Raw genomic sequence first — 15,229 nt, 5'->3', positions numbered from 1 at the left:
CCGCGAGCACTCTGCCCAGAGCCGCCTCCACGCTTCACGCGCTCAATCAAGCCAAGCCCTCGTCCGTCAGAAAGTGCTCGCTCCACGGTTCTGTTTGATACCCCGCAGCGGCGAGCCAGCGTCGAGATCGTGGGCCGGGCGTTGGCTCCCGTCGCGAAGTCCGCATAGTCGGCAAGGCATATCAGCACGATCGCCTCTCCCGCGCTGAGTCGCTTTGCTTCCAGTTCTTCGAACACCCGCGATCGAATGTCATGCTTCCAATCAGTAGCGAACCGCACCTGGCTGCGTCTCAACATGTCCGTCTCCATCACTCTCTTGGTGACTGAGTACGTGCCGCACGGATGGGCGGGGACAGCGTTTCGGGTACCGACTCGTGCATAAGCGCTGCGCCTGGGGCGTGGTTGACCCAATGGCCCTGCGGCTCGCCACATGGATGGCCGCTCGGTCGGTAGGAGCAAGATCGTTGAGTCCCGTCCGCTACCCTGCATTTGAGATCAAGCGAAAGAGTGGGTTCGCTTGCGGGGGCAGCGGGGGGTTGTGCGTGCGGTTTTCGGAGGCATCAGGAATCGCGATCGGTCCAGACGACGACTGGTTCGACCCCGTGCTCGAGCAGGACAGCCCGCTGTACATTGACCCCTACCTGGTCTTCCGCGACAAGGATCCGCATTGGTCGGGCGCGTACGATCGCGTGGTCGAATTCTTCGAGACGGCCGCGAGTCTCGTGCTCGCATCCGGTGCGGTGCAAGACACTCCGGCTTGGCGCAAAGCGATCAGGCTCCTTCACTTCCCCGAGCCGCCCGAGTTTGCGCTGGGTGTAACCCTGGGGTCGCCACGCGGAGCTGGTACTGGTCCGGAATTCGCGGCCCGCATGGCTAAAGTCCTGGCCCTGGTGGGCGAGAGCAGGGTTCCTCGGCTCGCCAGCATTGGTGGCTTCGCGCTCTTCTGCAACGGGATCGGAGTCGACCGCATTAGCGACATCGTCGGAAACATCCTAAAGGACCGATTCGTGGCTTACACGCAGTCGATTCTCAGCAGGCACGACGTTCAGGGTTCGCTAGTCAAGGTTCGTCACGTGCGCTGGGATGCAGCGACCGCGAAATGGCTTGACGACACAGTCGAACTGACTCCGAACCCCGCCACCGAGGGCGGGGTATTGCTGGTACCTCGCCGGTTCCTGAAGGATATTCCTCGGGTTGAGCCGGACGAGTTCTGGGACTGGGCATCGCTCACGGAGGCGGCCGTTCTGCGGGATGACCTGAACTTCGACCTAAGCGAAAGCCTCAGCCGATCGGAGAAGACTCAACATGCGCGGCGGGTCGCGTGGGCGCGGCCGGACCTCGCTCTGGGCTTCGCTGAAAGCCGCGGACCACTCATAGCCGATCCATACGATGTAGAAGAAGATCCTCGCGGCCTCGTTGACTGGTACGAGGGTGGCGCACAGGCCCTAGCGATGGTGTCCCCGGACTCGACATCCGACCGTGCACCGACGGATCCGTCCGGCTTCGCTGAATGGGTTTACGACCTGGCTCAGGACTTCCAGTTCGTGATCGAGAACACCGATGCATGGCGGCTTCTATGGGATGACGGTTGCCGCCAGCACCGACCGGAGAAGATCGCCCAAGCGATTGCGGGTGTGATGTGGAGAACTCGATGCAAGCTCGCCAACGTTGATCTGAGTAAAGAAACCAACGTGGGGCGCGGCCCGGTGGACTTCAAGTTCTCGCAGAGTTGGGAGCGTCGCGCGCTCATAGAGATGAAGTACATCGAGAGCAGCCATTTCTCAGCTGGCGTCAGCAAGCAGCTTCCGCAGTATCTGCGGAGTGAGGAGATCGACTACGGGGTGTATCTAGCCGTGGGATTCAAGGACGCGGACTTCGAGCGCGCGCGGATCCGCAAAGTGGAGGAGACTTGCGCGACGATCTCCGAACAGCTCGGATGTTCGGTTCAACTCCTCGTCGTGGACGCGCGCCCGAAGCTGTCCGCATCAAAGTTGTGACCGTGACAGACCCTGTTGCTCTCAGCGTTGCGATCGTCTCGCTAGTGGTTGCCGCGCTCTCAGCGACAGTCGCGATCATCTCGGTGGTCTATGCGAGGCGTTCGGCACGAGCTGCAGAGTCCTCGGCTGCTGTCAGCACCGATCGGCATCGTCGGGATCGTGAACCACAGCTGCGGATTTGGTTGCCCGAGATGATCGATGTGGCGGAGGACAAGGCGATCTACCACCTGATCAATGATGGGCCGGACGACCTGGACAGCGTCGTGATCTTCAAGCCATTCGCGACTGATGACCTCTCGCGACCGATCGCTATCACCGGGGAGGGCAACTTCAGACATGAGATCCAGCTCGGCGCGCTCCCCATGGGCGTCGAGAGACGATTCACTGTGGCGGTCGGGGCGGGCTCTGATTCGCGGACTGACCCAGACCTGCGGCTCAGGATTGTCTGCACGCGCGGCAGCGACACGTGGACGCTGGTGAAGGCGCTCGAGGACTTCCGTTTCCACATCGGGATCTACTGATCCGCCTATCGCGCCCTGTCAGAGTCGTCACCTCGGGTTGATCGCGCGGTTCAGAACGCCGATACCCTTCCAGACTGCCGAGCTCGGCTCGTGCTGGTCAGCCTCGTTTGCTATCGGCTCGCGTTTCGCTCGCCGTCTGAGCTCGTCTCTCGTAGACGATCGACGATCACCTCGGCGGAGGGTTCGTATTGATCTATGGTCTGTCCGCCGACTAAGGCGATGGCGCCCACTGCATCCCGAGAATCTCCCATCGCTCCGCCTTCAAACGTCTGACGCCGATTCCTACGGCTGTCCGGCCTGCCATCGGAAGCGTGAACCTGAACGCCGCGCCGTCCTGTATGTGGGCCCGCAGTCGTGCTGCGGTCACGAAGTCGCCTAGCCGGCGGTGGCCGCTCGGCATCGAGTTCAGGACCGATTCTCTATACGGCATGGATGAGCCTTGGCGCGCTGTAGACGGTACGCCGTGAGCCTCGAAGGTACCGTTGCTCTCGTTCCATACGAGGACGTAGAGATCGCCCCTGTTTTGATGTCCCCACCCTTGAGAGACGGCAACTACTACATCGGCGTTGGGGTTCTCGAGTTCGTCGAACGCGTCCGCCGCCGGCAATGTTGATATCGCCGAGTGCAGCTTGGCGGCAACGAAGCGTTCCACGCAATCCTCTCCGCCGATCGCGGATGCAGGATCAATTCCCAGACGTCGCAGATTCGCCAGCACCGACGGGCGTTGGTTTACGGTTCCTGGGTCTCGATCGACGACCGTGACTGGCGCGGTGTCGGGCAGTTGTGCAACCAGCTCGGAAGCGACTCGATCCTCATGAGGTAAGGAGTATCCGATCAACGTCAAGCTCGTGGCGGTGGAGATCTGAGAACGCGCATCCCGCCATATGGCATTGGCCAGGTACGAGCTGTAGTACCCGTCCTTGCTCGTGACCGGAGGAATGATGTAGCGGTCCAGCTTTGTCGCTCCTGCGAAGTCAGCCTCGGCGGCAAGAGGTTCCGCTCGCCCGAGGACGTGCTTCTCCCTCAGACGGACGAGTGTCGAGCCAGTGGCGTCACCTGATCCCCAGTACCAGGCCAAGGATCCGTGCAACTTCAGAAGCTGAAACGACTCGCCGGAGTATCCAACTCCCGAATCGCCCAAGAACTGTGCGCTGGGGGCGGGTGGGGCCGGGAAGACCACTTCGTCGCCTTGGATGAAACCCACGCTGCCATCGCGCGATGTCGATGTTGGCGCGAGAGTATTCACGCCACGTTCGATCAGTGTGTCGTAGTTGAAGGTTAGAACTGCGGCGCGCTCCGCGTGCCAGAGCGCGATCAACTGCAACAACCACGGGGGGGCGGCGTCGGCCGCCGCCCGTTCAAGGGCCAAATCGAGGACCGTCGCGATCTCCGCAATCACGCGTGAGGCGTCCGCCGCTCTTCTCGAGTTCTCGAATCCTTGGAGGAAAGGCAGTGGTGTGACCTGCAGCGTCAGCCAATCCTCAAATGTTTGTCCCGGGCGCAGCTCGAAGCCGATCTCGTTTGCGAGCCGATCACCGAGCGATGCTCCGAGTTCATTCGTGATCGGCATCGCGTGACTGACAGCCTTCGAGAAGCCCGCGCCTAGCAAGTAGGTGGGTCGTGCTTGTGCCGCTTGGGTCATCAATGATCCCCTCGCTCCTCGCATCTTGTAGATCCGCGGCTTGTGGACGAGTCGCAATGTCGTAGCGTCGCGGTCTGGTACGCGACCCATCCTTGTCGAGAGCAGACGAGCGAGCCGGGAGTGAACGCGCACGACATGTAGTCAGCGTCGTAGTCAGCGCAGGGTGAAACGCCAGAAGCCGCTTCCGGATAACTCCGGAAACGGCCTCTGACCTGTACTTCTTGGTTGCGGGGACAGGATTTGAACCTGCGACCTCTGGGTTATGAGCCCAGCGAGCTACCGAGCTGCTCCACCCCGCGGCACGAAGATCTACTTTAGCACGGATCTGAGAAGGTACGAACTCCGCTGCTCACGCGAAGAGCGTCTCGCCGACCCAGCCGCCGGCCGAGGCACCGGGCGGAACGGCCCAAATCCCGGAGCCGACATGCTTGATGTACTCGTTGAGCGCGTCGGTCGAGAGGCTCGTCTGCACGCGGATGAACTGCTCCGGCGAGCGCTGGTAGGAGAGGAAGAACAGGCCCGCGTCGAGGCGGCCCAGATCATCGTTGCCGTCGACGAAGTTGTAGCCGCGGCGGAGGAGCTGCGCACCGCCGTTCATCGTCGGATGGGCGAGGCGCACGTGGGCATCCTTCGGGACGAGCGCCGCCCCGGAGGGACCCGTCGCGGACAGGTCGATCGCCGTGAACTCGGTGCCGCCGCTCAGCGGCGCGCCCTGGGCCTTGTCGCGGCCGATCGTGTTCTCCTGATCGCCGAGCTGCGCCCGGTCCCAGGCCTCGATGAGCATGCGGATGCGCCGCGCGACGAGGTAGCTCCCGCCCTCGAGCCACGCGGCCCCGGGGTCGTCGGCCGCCGTGACCCACACGGCATCCGCCGTCGCCGCATCCTCGGATTTCAGGTTCGCGGTGCCGTCCTTGAACCCCATGAGGTTCCGCGCCGTCACCTGGGTGGTCGAGGTGGAGGAGGTGCGCCCGAAGCCGAGCTGCGACCAGCGCAGGGACGCGCGGCCGAACGCGATGCGCGAGAGGTTCCGGATCGCGTGCACGGCAACCTGGGGGTCGTCGGCGCACGCCTGGACGCACAGGTCGCCGCCCGTGTACTGGGCGAGCAGCGCGTCGCCGCGGAATCGGGGGAGCGCCTGCAACAGCTGCGGCCGCGAACCCTCCAGTCCGAAGCGGCCCGCGTCGAACAGTGCGGGGCCGAGACCGAACGTGATCGTGAGACCGGATGCCGGCAGCCCGATGGCCTCGCCGGTGTCGGCCGGCGGCAGGGTCGCAGGGCCGCCCGTCGCCCCCGTCGCGCCGATCTCCTGGCCCTGCACCATGAGGGCCGCGGCGGCGCTCCAGTCCTTCAGGAGGGACACGAGCTGGTCGCGCGTCGCGGTGGTCGACATGTCGAACGCCGCGAAGTGCAGGCGATCCTGCACGGGGGTCAGGATGCCGCTCTGGTGCGTCCCGGAGAAGGGGTACCTCCGCGAGCCGCTCGGCGCCGTGCCCGCCGGCGAGGAGGCGTTCGCGGCGGCGATGCCCAGCCCCGCCGCGGTGCCGACGGCGATCCCCGCGGCGCCCGCGCCGAGAAGGCCCAGCAGATCCCGGCGGCTGAAGCCGCTCGGCGGAGAGGTCGGGATATCCTCCGGCGTCTCGCTCATCCGGCGGACACTCCCAGGACGGTGTGCGTGAGCTGCGACAGCGGCTCGGCGAGGGCGTTGACCTGGTCGGACAGTTCCTTGCGCTGCGCGTCGGTCACCTGGTCGTAGGGCGTGTAGCCCGCGTCGGCGCTGCCGTACTTCGCCAGGAGCGCGTCGAGCGCGGCGAACTGCGCGTTGATCTCGGTCACGAGCTGCGAGCCCGCGTCGCCTTGCGCGGCAGCGAGGTCGCGGACGTTCTCGTAGGCGACCTCCGCGCCCTGCACGTTGGCGGCGAAGTCGGCGAGGTCGGTGTGCGACCACCAGTCCTCCTCGCCCGTGATCTTGTTCTTCGCGACCTCGTCGAGGAGGCTGATGGCGCCGTTCGAGATCTGGTCGATCGTCAGGGCGAAGTCGGCGGAGTGCACGAGGTCGTTGAGCTGTTGCACGTCGGTGACGAGCTGGTCGCCGAACTGCGTCCGCTGCGCCGGCGTCGACGGCGTCCAGCCGGCGAGCGCGTCGGTCCCGTCCGAGTTCAGGGTGCCGGCGGCCGGGGGCCAGAGGTCCTTCTCGATGCGGTGGAAGCCGGTCCAGGCGAGGCCGTCGGCTGCCGCGTCGACCTCGCGGAAGTCGATCTTCGGGTCGAGGTCGCCGAACTGCTCGGCGGTCGGCTCGATCCGCTCGTAGTACGCGCGGACGGACGGGAACAGCTTCCGGGCGGTGGCGTCGTCGCCCGCCTCGTACGCGGCGACGAGCTGCTTCGTCGCGGGGACCAGCTGTTCGGTCTGCGACTTCACGTACGAGATGTAGTTCGTCACGGCCTGGTCGATCTGCGCCTGCTGGTCGGCCGGCGCGGCCACGGCGTCACCTGTCACCGTGAAAGCCGCGACGCCGATCGGGTTCCCGACCTGCTGGAACTTGCAGGCGGTGTAGTACGTGCCCGGCTGGAGCTGGACGACGTAGTCCGTCGTCGTGCCCGGCGTGATGTTCTCCTTCTCGCCGACGATCCGCAGTTTGTCCAGAGCGAAGATCTCGAACTCGTTGACGTCGCTGCCGGTGTTCGTGAGCGTGAAGGCGACGGCCCCGGACGGCGCCGTCGAGGTCGCCACATCGCATGCGGTGTCGGTCACCGAGACCTTGATGGCGCCATTGGAGCTGGTGTTCGCGACGCAGCCGGCGAGGCCGACGGTCGCGAGCGCCACCGCGGCGACGATAGCAAGAGGGCGTACGGAGGGCATGGGACTCCTGGGAGATGTGCGGTACGGCTGCCGTCAGCGGGCGGCGGGGGAGGGGACGCGGTCGGGAGCGGGGCTGGGCTCGGGCTGCCGGCGCCCGACCCCGCTGACGCGGAGGAAGAGCACGAGCACGACGACGAGGTAGCTGACCCACCCGATGACCTGGAGCCAGGTCGGCTCCGCGGTGAAGTTGAAGATCCCGGACAGGATGACGCCGTACCAGCTGGTCGGCGAGATGATTCCGGAGACGCTGTAGGCGGCCTGGCCGAGGCCCGGCAGAAGGCCGGCCTCCTGCAGATCGCCGAGACCGTACGCGAACACGCCGGCGGCGACCAGGACGAGGAAGAGCCCCGTCCAGAAGAAGAAGACTCGCAGGTTGATCCGCATCGCGCCGCGGTAGACGAGGTACGCCAGCACGACGGCCGTCAGGATGCCCCCGACCGCGCCGATCGTACCGAGAGCGGTGTTGGTCTCCGACTTGGCCGCAGCCCAGAGGAACAGCGCGGTCTCGATGCTCTCGCGGCCGACCGCGACCACGCCGAGCACGACGATGCCGATCCCGGTGCCGGCCAGGGCCGCGTCGAGGCGGCTGTGCAGCTCGCCGCGCAGATCGCGCGCATGCAGCGCCATCCAGAAGATCATCCAGGTCACGAGCCCGACCGCGACGATCGAGAGGATACCGCCGATCGCCTCCTGCGCCTGGACGCTGAGGCCGTAGGGTCCCCAGGTGAGGAGCGCGCCGAGGCCGAGCGCGATCGCGATCGCGACGCCGATGCCGATCCAGAGCCTGAGGAGTACGTCGCGACGGCCGACGCGGTTCACGTAGGCGAGGAGGATGCCGACGATGAGTCCGGCCTCGAGGCCTTCGCGCAGACCGATCAGATAATTGGCGAGCATGCTGTCCTTCTCTTCACCTGTGAGCTTATAGGCAAGGCTTACCTAAGCACAATCACCAGTTGCCGGTGCTGCCTCGGCACCGGGAGGATGGGATGCATGTCCGATCTCGCGCAGCCCGCCCCCGAGGATCGGGCCGAGTCGCTCGACCAGCGGGCGGACCGGAACTGGACGGAGCTCCTGCAGGAGCTCCGGGTCCTGCAAACCGGCACCCAGATCCTCACCGGCTTCCTGCTCGCGCTTGCATTCCAAGCCGCGTTCGCGGACCTATCCGTCGGGCAGCACGCGTTCTACCTGACCCTCGTCGTCCTGGCCGCCGTGAGCGCCATCATCGCGCTCGCGCCGGTCGCGCTCCACCGCATCGCCTTCCGCCACCACGTGAAGCCCGAGATAGTCGGGTACGGCCAGATCATGCTCGTGATCGCCCTCATCACGGTGTCCCTCCTGATCGTCGGCGTGGTCGCGTTCGTGTTCGACGTCGTCGTCGGGCTGACGGCGGGGTGGATCGCCGGGGTCGTGCTCGCCCTCCTCATCGGGGTGCTCTGGATCACCGTGCCCATCGGGATCCGGACGAGGTGGGATCGGCGTCGGAGGGGACTCTCATGACCGATGAGATGCCGATCGCGGTCGCGCAGTTCGCGCCGACCGCCGACCGCCGCCGGAACCTCGAGGAGATCGACCGGCTGGTCGCGCGCGCCGCTTCGCGGGGTGCGCGACTCGTTCTGTTCCCGGAGTACTCCAGCTACTTCGTCAACCCCTTCGACGAGACGCTCGCAGCCCATGCGGAGGAGCTGAACGGTCCGTTCGTCACGGAGCTGACCGCGATCGCGACGCGGCACGGGGTGCACGTCGTGGCAGGTCTCCTCGAGCGCGGCGATGGCAAGCGCGTCCGGAACACGGTCGTCGCGGTGGACGCGACCGGCCTGGTGGCGCACTACCGCAAGGTGCACCTGTACGACGCCTTCGGCCAGCGCGAGTCGGACTGGGTGGAGGCGGGCGATCCGGGCGCCGTGCAACTGTTCCGGATCGGACGGCTGACGTTCGCGATCATGACCTGCTACGACCTCCGCTTCCCCGAGGTGCCCCGCACGCTCGTCGACGCCGGGGCCGACGTCGTCCTCGTCGCAGCCGAGTGGGTGCGCGGGCCCCTCAAGGAGCACCACTGGTCGACGCTGCTCCTGGCGCGAGCGATCGAGAACACGATCTACGTGGCCGCGGCCGACCACCCGCCGCCGCTCGGGGTCGGGCACTCGACGATCGTGGACCCGCAGGGTGTGCCGATCGCGTCGGTCGGGACGACGACGGACGTCGCGGTGGCGTGGATCTCGCCGGACGCGATCGACCACGTGCGGCGGGTGAACCCCGCGCTCGAGGTGCGCCGGTTCGCGGTCGCCCCGCGCGAGGCCCCCTGAGCCCTTCCGGTGTCACCTCGGCACGATCCCGGCGCTCGCTGACTATGCGCGAGTGACACCGGAGCGGCTCAGGACGCCGACCGGGCGTAGGCGCGGAGGCGGGCAACGGCGTCGGTCAGCACGTCGATGCGCTTGCACGCGGCGAAGCGGACGAGCGTCGCGTAGTCCGGGCGGTGCGCGGGCGTCGTGAACGCCGTGAGGGGGATCGCGACGACGCCCGCGCCGGTGGCGAGCTCGCGGCAGAAGTCCGCGGCATCCCGGGCTCCGAGCGGGGCGGCGTCGGCGACCGTGAAGTACGAGCCGCCGGCGTGCGCGACCTCGAGTCCGAGGTCGCGCAGTCCCGTCGCGAGCAGGTCGCGCTTGGCCTCGAGATCGGCGGCGATGCCGGCGAAGTACGCGTCGCCGAGGCGGAGTCCGACCGCGACCGCAGGCTGGAAGGGTGCACCCCCGACGTACGTGAGGAACTGCTTCACAGCCAGGACCGCGTCCACGAGCGGCGCGGGGCCGGTGATCCAGCCGATCTTCCAGCCGGTCACCGAGAACGTCTTGGCCGCGGAGGAGACCGTGAGCGTCCGCGACGCGGCGCCGTCGATCGTCGCGATCGACTCGTGCCGGCGCCCGTCGAACACCAGGTGCTCGTACACCTCATCCGCCAGGATGATCGCGTCGTGCTGCTCGGCGAGCGTCACGATCTCACGCAGCACCTCCGCATCGAAGACGGCGCCGGTCGGATTGTGCGGGTTGTTCACGAGGATCACGCGGGTGCGGTCGGTCACCGCCGCGCGCAGCGCGTCGAGGTCGGGCTGGAAGCCCGGCCAGGGGAGCGGGACGGTGACGAGCCGCGCGCGGGCCAGCGCGACACAGGCCGCGTACGCGTCGTAGTACGGCTCGAACACGACGACCTCGTCCTCGGGGCCGTCGACGAGGGCGAGGAGCGCCGCGGCGAGGGCCTCGGTCGCGCCGACCGTCACGAGCACCTCGGTGTCGGGATCCAGGTCGATTCCGGCGAAGCGACGGCGGTGCTCGGCGATCGCGAGCCGCAGGTCGGGGATGCCGCGACCCGGCGGGTACTGGTTGACGCCGTGCGCGATCGCGGCGCGCGCGGCCTCCAGCACCTCGACGGGACCGTCCTCGTCCGGGTAGCCCTGGCCCAGGTTGATCGCCCCCGTCCGGGCCGCCAGGGCCGACATCTCGGCGAAGATGGTGGGGATCGGAAGGCCGTCCGGGGAGAGGAGCCCGGCACCCTCCGCGGTGCGGCGCCAGGCGCCTCTGATGTCATGCACCACTTGCACGCTCCTTGCATAGTGCTGTCCCATTGGTGGCATAGGAAACGCACAGGGCCGGCCGCCACTCTGAGGTTGCTTGTCCCAGAAGGAGCATCCCATGACCGAGAACGAGGGCACGACGCCCGACCCCCAGGCCGCCGGTGCCGAACAGCAGCCGGTGACCCCGCCGACTCCGGCCGCCCCCGCGGGCGCTGTCCCGCCGGTCCCGCCGGTTCCCCCTGTCCCGCCGCAGCCGTCGCACGCCGCGCCGGCTGCGACGGGCCCGACCCTTCCGTACCGTCCCGCACCGCAGGGCTACCCCGCGGCGCCGCACGGCGGCCCCTCGACCGGCCCCGCCGGCTACCCGACGGGCGCCGCCTTCGGCCCCGCCGCCGCAACGGCCACCCCGCCGAAGAAGAAGTCCGGCGCCGGCCGCATCGTCGGCCTGCTCGTCGCCGCTGCGCTCGTCGGCGGTGCTGCCGGCGTCGGCGGGGCGTACGCGGGCTTCAGCATCTGGGGCAACACGACCCAGACCGCGGCGCAGGGTCCGACCGTGGTGACCGTCAACGACCCGAACGCGGTCAACGACACGACCGCCGTCGCGACGAAGGTGCTCCCGAGCGTCGTCACGATCTCCGCGACGGCCGGCAACGCCGGCGGCACGGGTTCGGGCGTCGTCCTCAGCGCCGACGGCTATGTGCTGACCAACACGCACGTCGTGACGCTCGACGGGCAGAGCGGCAGCGCGACCATCAGCGTGACGACGTCCGACGGCAAGATCTACAAGGCCGAGGTGGTCGGCACCGACCCGACGTACGACCTCGCGGTGGTCAAGCTGCAGGGTGCGTCCGGGCTGACCCCGGTGGAGTGGGGCGACTCGTCCGCTCTCAACGTGGGCGACGTCACGATCGCCATCGGCGCTCCGCTCGGCCTGTCGAACACCGTCACCACCGGAATCGTCAGCGCCCTCAACCGCTCGATCGAGATCGCGTCCTCCGCGGCCCCGAACAGCGGCAGCCAGGACCCGAACAGCAACGGTGGTCAGGACCAGCAGCCGTTCCAGTTCGACTTCGGTCAGGGCCAGACGCAGCAGCAGCAGCCGACCAGCACGATCAAGATCGCGGTCATCCAGACCGACGCAGCCATCAACCCCGGCAACTCGGGTGGAGCGCTGGTCAACAACCAGGGCAAGCTGATCGGCATCAACGTCGCGATCGCGTCGTCGGGCCAGTCGAGCGGCAGCGGGCAGTCCGGCAGCATCGGCGTCGGTTTCGCGATCCCGTCGGACATCGCCAAGCGCGTGTCGCAGGAGATCATCGCCAACGGCACCGCGACGCACGGTCTTCTCGGCGCGAATGTCCAGGACGCGACCAGCGTCCAGGGCACCACGACGACGGGCGCCTACATCCAGTCGGTGACCGCGGGCGGTCCCGCGGCGGCGGCCGGTCTGCAGCAGGGCGACATCGTCACGGCGTTCAACGGCGTCCCGATCTCCAACGCCGTCGACCTCACCGCCCAGGTGCGCGCCGACGCGGCCGGCAGCAAGGCCTCGCTGACCTACAACCGCGGCGGTCAGAGCCACACGGTCGACGTGACGCTGGGTACGCTCCAGCAGTAACGCTCGCTCCCGAAGCGGCATCCTTCCCACCCGGAGGGATGCCGCTTCGGCGTTCATCCCCGGATGTCACCACGCGCCGGACCGGAGCCCGGGGCAACGTCGTCGGTGCTTGATAGCGTGTTGGAGTGACAGTGGCAGTGCCCCCTCCCGACGAGCCGGATCCTCTCGAGCCGGACGAGGTCGGAGACGGGCGTGCGAGCGTGACGCCGCGTCCGGCCGGGTCGGCGGCGCGGAAGCCGGCCCCGCGCGCTCGGGCCCGTCGCGCGCCGCGACGCGCGACGTCGCGCGGGCCGCGTCCGCCGCAGGTGCCGGATCACCTCGTCATCCCGCCGAAGCCCCCGCTCCCCGTCCCCCTGCCGGAGGCCGAGGCTGAGGTTGAGCCCGAGGAAGCCGCGGAGGTGGATGCGCCGACCGAGGTGGATGCGGCGACCGAGGTGGAGGTCGCAGGCGCGGAGGTCCAGGTCGAGGCGGTCGTGGAGCCGGAGGCCGCGGCGATCGCGGAGCCCGCGGTGGAAGCGCCGGTCGAAGTCGACGTCGTCGAGAACGACGTCGTCGAGTCGGAGGCGGAGGTCGTGGCGCTGGTGGCGGAGGTCGTCGAAGTCGCTGAGCCGGACGTGTGGGAGGCGGACGGTGCGGTCGCAGACGTCGTCGAGCCGGCGTTCGTGGCGGTGCAGGTCGCGGAGGCCGCCGCGCCGCAGCCGGAGGCGATCGTCGTGCGGGGTCTGACGAAGCTGTACGGGGGAGTGCGTGCGGTCGACGGGATCGACTTGACGGTGCCGGCGGGCTCGTTCTACGGGCTCGTGGGTCCGAACGGTGCGGGGAAGACCACGACCCTGTCCGTGATCTCGGGCCTCCTCACTCCCGATGCGGGATCGCTGCACGTCGGCGGCGTCGACGCGATGGCGCGGCCGCGCGAGGCGAAGCGACTGATCGGCGTCCTGCCCGACCGGCTCCGCACGTTCGACCGTCTGAGCGGGCGCCAGCTGCTGTACTACTGCGGCGTGCTCCGCGGGCTCGACGCGTCGGTCGTGGAGAGCCGGTCCGCCGATCTGGCCCGGGCATTCGACCTGGTCGACGCGCTCGGTCGTCCGGTATCCGACTACTCGGCCGGCATGACCAAGAAGATCATGCTCGCCGGGGCGATGATCCACTCGCCGCGCGTGCTGGTCCTCGATGAGCCCTTCGAGGCCGTCGACCCGGTCTCCAGCTCGGTGATCCTCGACATCCTGACCGCGTACGTCGAGCACGGTGGCACCGTCGTGCTCTCCAGCCACGGCATCGACCTCGTCGAGCGGGTCTGCCGCACGGTCGCGGTCCTCGTCTCGGGCCGGGTGCTGGCGGAAGGCTCCGTCGACGACGTGCGTGGCGAGCTGACACTCGAGGAGCGCTACGTCGAGCTCGCGGGCGGCTCCGGCGAGGTGGAGGGCCTGGAGTGGCTGCACACGTTCTCCGGCTGAGGCTCGCACTTCTCGGGGGCGCGCTGCGGGGCACTCGCGCACACGCGACGCGGGTCGTGATCGGCCTGGTGCTCATGGTCATCGCGATCGCCGGGGCCTGCGCCGCCCTCCTCTGGATCGCCCGCGCCGACCTCGACACGCTGCTCGTCGTCACCGTCACGGGCGGCGCCGCGATCACGGCGGGCTTCGCGATCGCGCCGATCATCAGCGGCTCGAACGATCCGCTCGATCCGCGCCGGTTCGCCGTGTTCGGGCCCTCGCCGCGGGCGCTCGCGGCCAGCACTCTCTTCGCGGGGGTCGTCAGCGTGCCGATCCTCTGCGTGCTCGCGCTCGCGGTCTGCGCCGCGATCGCGTGGACCGTGGCCGGCGCGTCGTGGATCGTCGCGCTCGCCTCGGTGATCCTCGCGATCGCCACGTGCGTCCTGCTCGCGCGCATCTTCCTCGCGCTCACGGCGATGGTCCTCCGCGCCCGCCCGACCGAGCTCACCGGCGTGTTCGTGATCGGCCTGCTCGTGGTCGTGCTGCCGGCCGGGGTCTTCCTCGCCTCGCTCGAATGGAACGGCGAGGTACCCGAGCCCCTCCGTGCGGCGGTCGGGGTCGTCGCGCTCACCCCGTTCGGGGCGGCGTGGGCGCTGCCCGGGCTCGTGGCATCCGGAAGCCCCCTCGCGTGGGTGAGCGCGGCCGTCGCCGTAGTCACGGTCGTCGGGCTCGTGATCGCGTGGTTCGCGGTCGTCGGGCGGATGCTGTCGACCCTGGAGCGCCCGATCACCAGTCGCGAGCGCGGCGGCCTCGGCTGGTTCGCGGTCACGCCCGGGAACGCGGCCGGAGTGATCGCCGCCCGAAGCCTCGTGTACTGGCTGCGCGATCGGCGGTACATCGTGAACGTGATCGTGATCCCGGTCGCGGCGGCGCTCACGATCGTGCCCTTGCTCATCGCCGGTGTGCCGCTGGGCTACGCGGTGCTCGTGCCGGTGCCGATCATGGCGGTCTTCCTCGGTTGGCTGCCGCACAACGACCTCGCGTACGACTCGACGGCCGTGTGGGTCCACGTCGCGAGCGGTGTGCGCGGCTCCGCGGATCGGATCGGGCGGCTGGTCCCGATCCTCGTCATCGGCATCCCGCTCCTCGCGATCTGCCTGCCGATCGCGGTGGCGATCAACGGACGCTGGTCCCTCGCGCTCGCGCTTACCGGGGTGTGCGCCTCTCTGTTCCTCAGCGCGCTCGGGCTCTCCAGCATCGCGTCGGCCGTCGCGCCGTACGCCGTCTCCCGGCCCGGCGACAGCCCCTTCCAGCAGCCGCAGCGCAGCGGGGCGAGCGGCGTGAGCGGGCAGGGGCTCGTGATGCTCGGGGCCCTCGTCGTGTCGATCCCGGCGTTCTGGCTGGGGTGGCTCACGATCACCGGCGCCGCCTGGTTCGGCGCGGTGGCGCTCGGCGCGGGCCTCGTGATCGGCGTCGCCGTGCTGATCGCGGGCGTCGCGATCGGCGCGCGCCAGTTCGACCGCCGCACCAGCGAGATCATGGAGTTCGCGACGACGAACTGACGCCGATGGACCTGCCCCGGCCCCGGT

General features: G+C 68.6%; 12 protein-coding genes and 1 tRNA gene. 7 read left to right on the top strand and 6 right to left on the bottom strand.

The annotated features are described in order from the left end of the window. Nucleotides 1-541 precede the first annotated feature (541 nt). Both ABCS02_RS32370 and ABCS02_RS32365 read left to right on the top strand, forming a co-directional pair. Nucleotides 542-1,996 carry a hypothetical protein gene (locus ABCS02_RS32370; protein ID WP_345839834.1) on the top strand — a complete coding sequence of 485 codons (1,455 nt, stop codon included), beginning with the start codon at nt 542-544 and terminating at the stop codon, nt 1,994-1,996. Next, entirely contained in the window at nt 1,993-2,517 is a 525-nt protein-coding gene (locus ABCS02_RS32365) for a hypothetical protein (protein WP_345839833.1), read from the top strand. The genes ABCS02_RS32370 and ABCS02_RS32365 overlap by 4 nt, the downstream gene beginning before the upstream one ends. A gap of 211 nt (nt 2,518-2,728) precedes the next feature. Here ABCS02_RS32365 and ABCS02_RS32360 read toward each other — a convergent pair whose 3' ends face one another. The 5 genes from ABCS02_RS32360 to efeU all read right to left on the bottom strand — a co-directional run bounded on the left by ABCS02_RS32360 (nt 2,729) and on the right by efeU (nt 7,912). Beyond that, the gene (locus ABCS02_RS32360) at nt 2,729-4,159 is read right to left on the bottom strand and encodes a hypothetical protein (protein ID WP_345839832.1); all 1,431 of its coding nucleotides are present in this window, start codon (nt 4,157-4,159) and stop codon (nt 2,729-2,731) included. A 222-nt stretch (nt 4,160-4,381) separates the two neighbouring features. After that, nucleotides 4,382-4,458: transfer RNA gene (locus ABCS02_RS32355), tRNA-Met, on the bottom strand. 50 nt (nt 4,459-4,508) lie between these two features. Continuing rightward, entirely contained in the window at nt 4,509-5,804 is a 1,296-nt protein-coding gene (gene efeB / locus ABCS02_RS32350) for an iron uptake transporter deferrochelatase/peroxidase subunit (protein WP_345839831.1), read from the bottom strand. Next, nucleotides 5,801-7,018, bottom strand: a complete 1,218-nt coding sequence (gene efeO / locus ABCS02_RS32345; protein ID WP_345839830.1) for an iron uptake system protein EfeO — start codon at nt 7,016-7,018, stop codon at nt 5,801-5,803. Before efeO ends, efeB begins: the two co-directional genes overlap by 4 nt. Nucleotides 7,019-7,051: 33 nt before the next feature. After that, nucleotides 7,052-7,912 (bottom strand): iron uptake transporter permease EfeU, encoded by an 861-nt coding sequence (efeU, locus tag ABCS02_RS32340; protein ID WP_345839829.1) that lies wholly within the window; start codon nt 7,910-7,912, stop codon nt 7,052-7,054. A gap of 96 nt (nt 7,913-8,008) precedes the next feature. Here efeU and ABCS02_RS32335 point away from each other — a divergent pair, with 96 nt between their 5' ends. Together ABCS02_RS32335 and ABCS02_RS32330 are read left to right on the top strand one after the other, a co-directional pair. Beyond that, a complete protein-coding gene (locus ABCS02_RS32335) occupies nt 8,009-8,515 on the top strand; it encodes a DUF6328 family protein (protein ID WP_345839828.1) in 507 nt (168 codons plus the stop codon). Further along, a complete protein-coding gene (locus ABCS02_RS32330) occupies nt 8,512-9,321 on the top strand; it encodes a carbon-nitrogen hydrolase family protein (protein ID WP_345839827.1) in 810 nt (269 codons plus the stop codon). Before ABCS02_RS32335 ends, ABCS02_RS32330 begins: the two co-directional genes overlap by 4 nt. Nucleotides 9,322-9,389: 68 nt before the next feature. Here the strand turns inward: ABCS02_RS32330 and ABCS02_RS32325 are convergent, their stop codons facing one another. After that, on the bottom strand, nt 9,390-10,604 hold the full coding sequence (locus ABCS02_RS32325) for an aminotransferase class I/II-fold pyridoxal phosphate-dependent enzyme (protein WP_345839826.1): 1,215 nt from the start codon (nt 10,602-10,604) through the stop codon (nt 9,390-9,392). Nucleotides 10,605-10,704: 100 nt separating this feature from the next. On the opposite strand from ABCS02_RS32325, the gene ABCS02_RS32320 reads away from it, so the two are divergent. The 3 genes from ABCS02_RS32320 to ABCS02_RS32310 all read left to right on the top strand — a co-directional run bounded on the left by ABCS02_RS32320 (nt 10,705) and on the right by ABCS02_RS32310 (nt 15,202). Next, nucleotides 10,705-12,204: a trypsin-like peptidase domain-containing protein gene (locus tag ABCS02_RS32320; protein WP_345839825.1), complete on the top strand. Its 1,500-nt coding sequence runs from the start codon at nt 10,705-10,707 to the stop codon at nt 12,202-12,204. A gap of 125 nt (nt 12,205-12,329) precedes the next feature. After that, complete coding sequence (locus tag ABCS02_RS32315) at nt 12,330-13,661, top strand: ABC transporter ATP-binding protein (protein WP_345839824.1); 1,332 nt, start codon at nt 12,330-12,332, stop codon at nt 13,659-13,661. After that, nucleotides 13,637-15,202, top strand: a complete 1,566-nt coding sequence (locus ABCS02_RS32310) for a hypothetical protein (RefSeq protein ID WP_345839823.1) — start codon at nt 13,637-13,639, stop codon at nt 15,200-15,202. The genes ABCS02_RS32315 and ABCS02_RS32310 overlap by 25 nt, the downstream gene beginning before the upstream one ends. The last annotated feature ends 27 nt before the right edge of the window (nt 15,203-15,229 follow it).

The organism is Microbacterium sp. X-17, from assembly GCF_039615055.1.
This window is presented reverse-complemented; position numbering and strand designations above follow the sequence as displayed.

What these genes read in the sequence shown, in the direction of transcription:
- ABCS02_RS32360 (WP_345839832.1), bottom strand. Translation starts at nt 4,159, where the DNA reads ATGACCCAAGCGGCACAAGCACGACCCACCTACTTGCTAGGCGCGGGC.
- efeB (WP_345839831.1), bottom strand. Translation starts at nt 5,804, where the DNA reads ATGAGCGAGACGCCGGAGGATATCCCGACCTCTCCGCCGAGCGGCTTC.
- ABCS02_RS32320 (WP_345839825.1), top strand. Translation starts at nt 10,705, where the DNA reads ATGACCGAGAACGAGGGCACGACGCCCGACCCCCAGGCCGCCGGTGCC.
- ABCS02_RS32330 (WP_345839827.1), top strand. Translation starts at nt 8,512, where the DNA reads ATGACCGATGAGATGCCGATCGCGGTCGCGCAGTTCGCGCCGACCGCC.
- efeO (WP_345839830.1), bottom strand. Translation starts at nt 7,018, where the DNA reads ATGCCCTCCGTACGCCCTCTTGCTATCGTCGCCGCGGTGGCGCTCGCG.
- efeU (WP_345839829.1), bottom strand. Translation starts at nt 7,912, where the DNA reads ATGCTCGCCAATTATCTGATCGGTCTGCGCGAAGGCCTCGAGGCCGGA.
- ABCS02_RS32335 (WP_345839828.1), top strand. Translation starts at nt 8,009, where the DNA reads ATGTCCGATCTCGCGCAGCCCGCCCCCGAGGATCGGGCCGAGTCGCTC.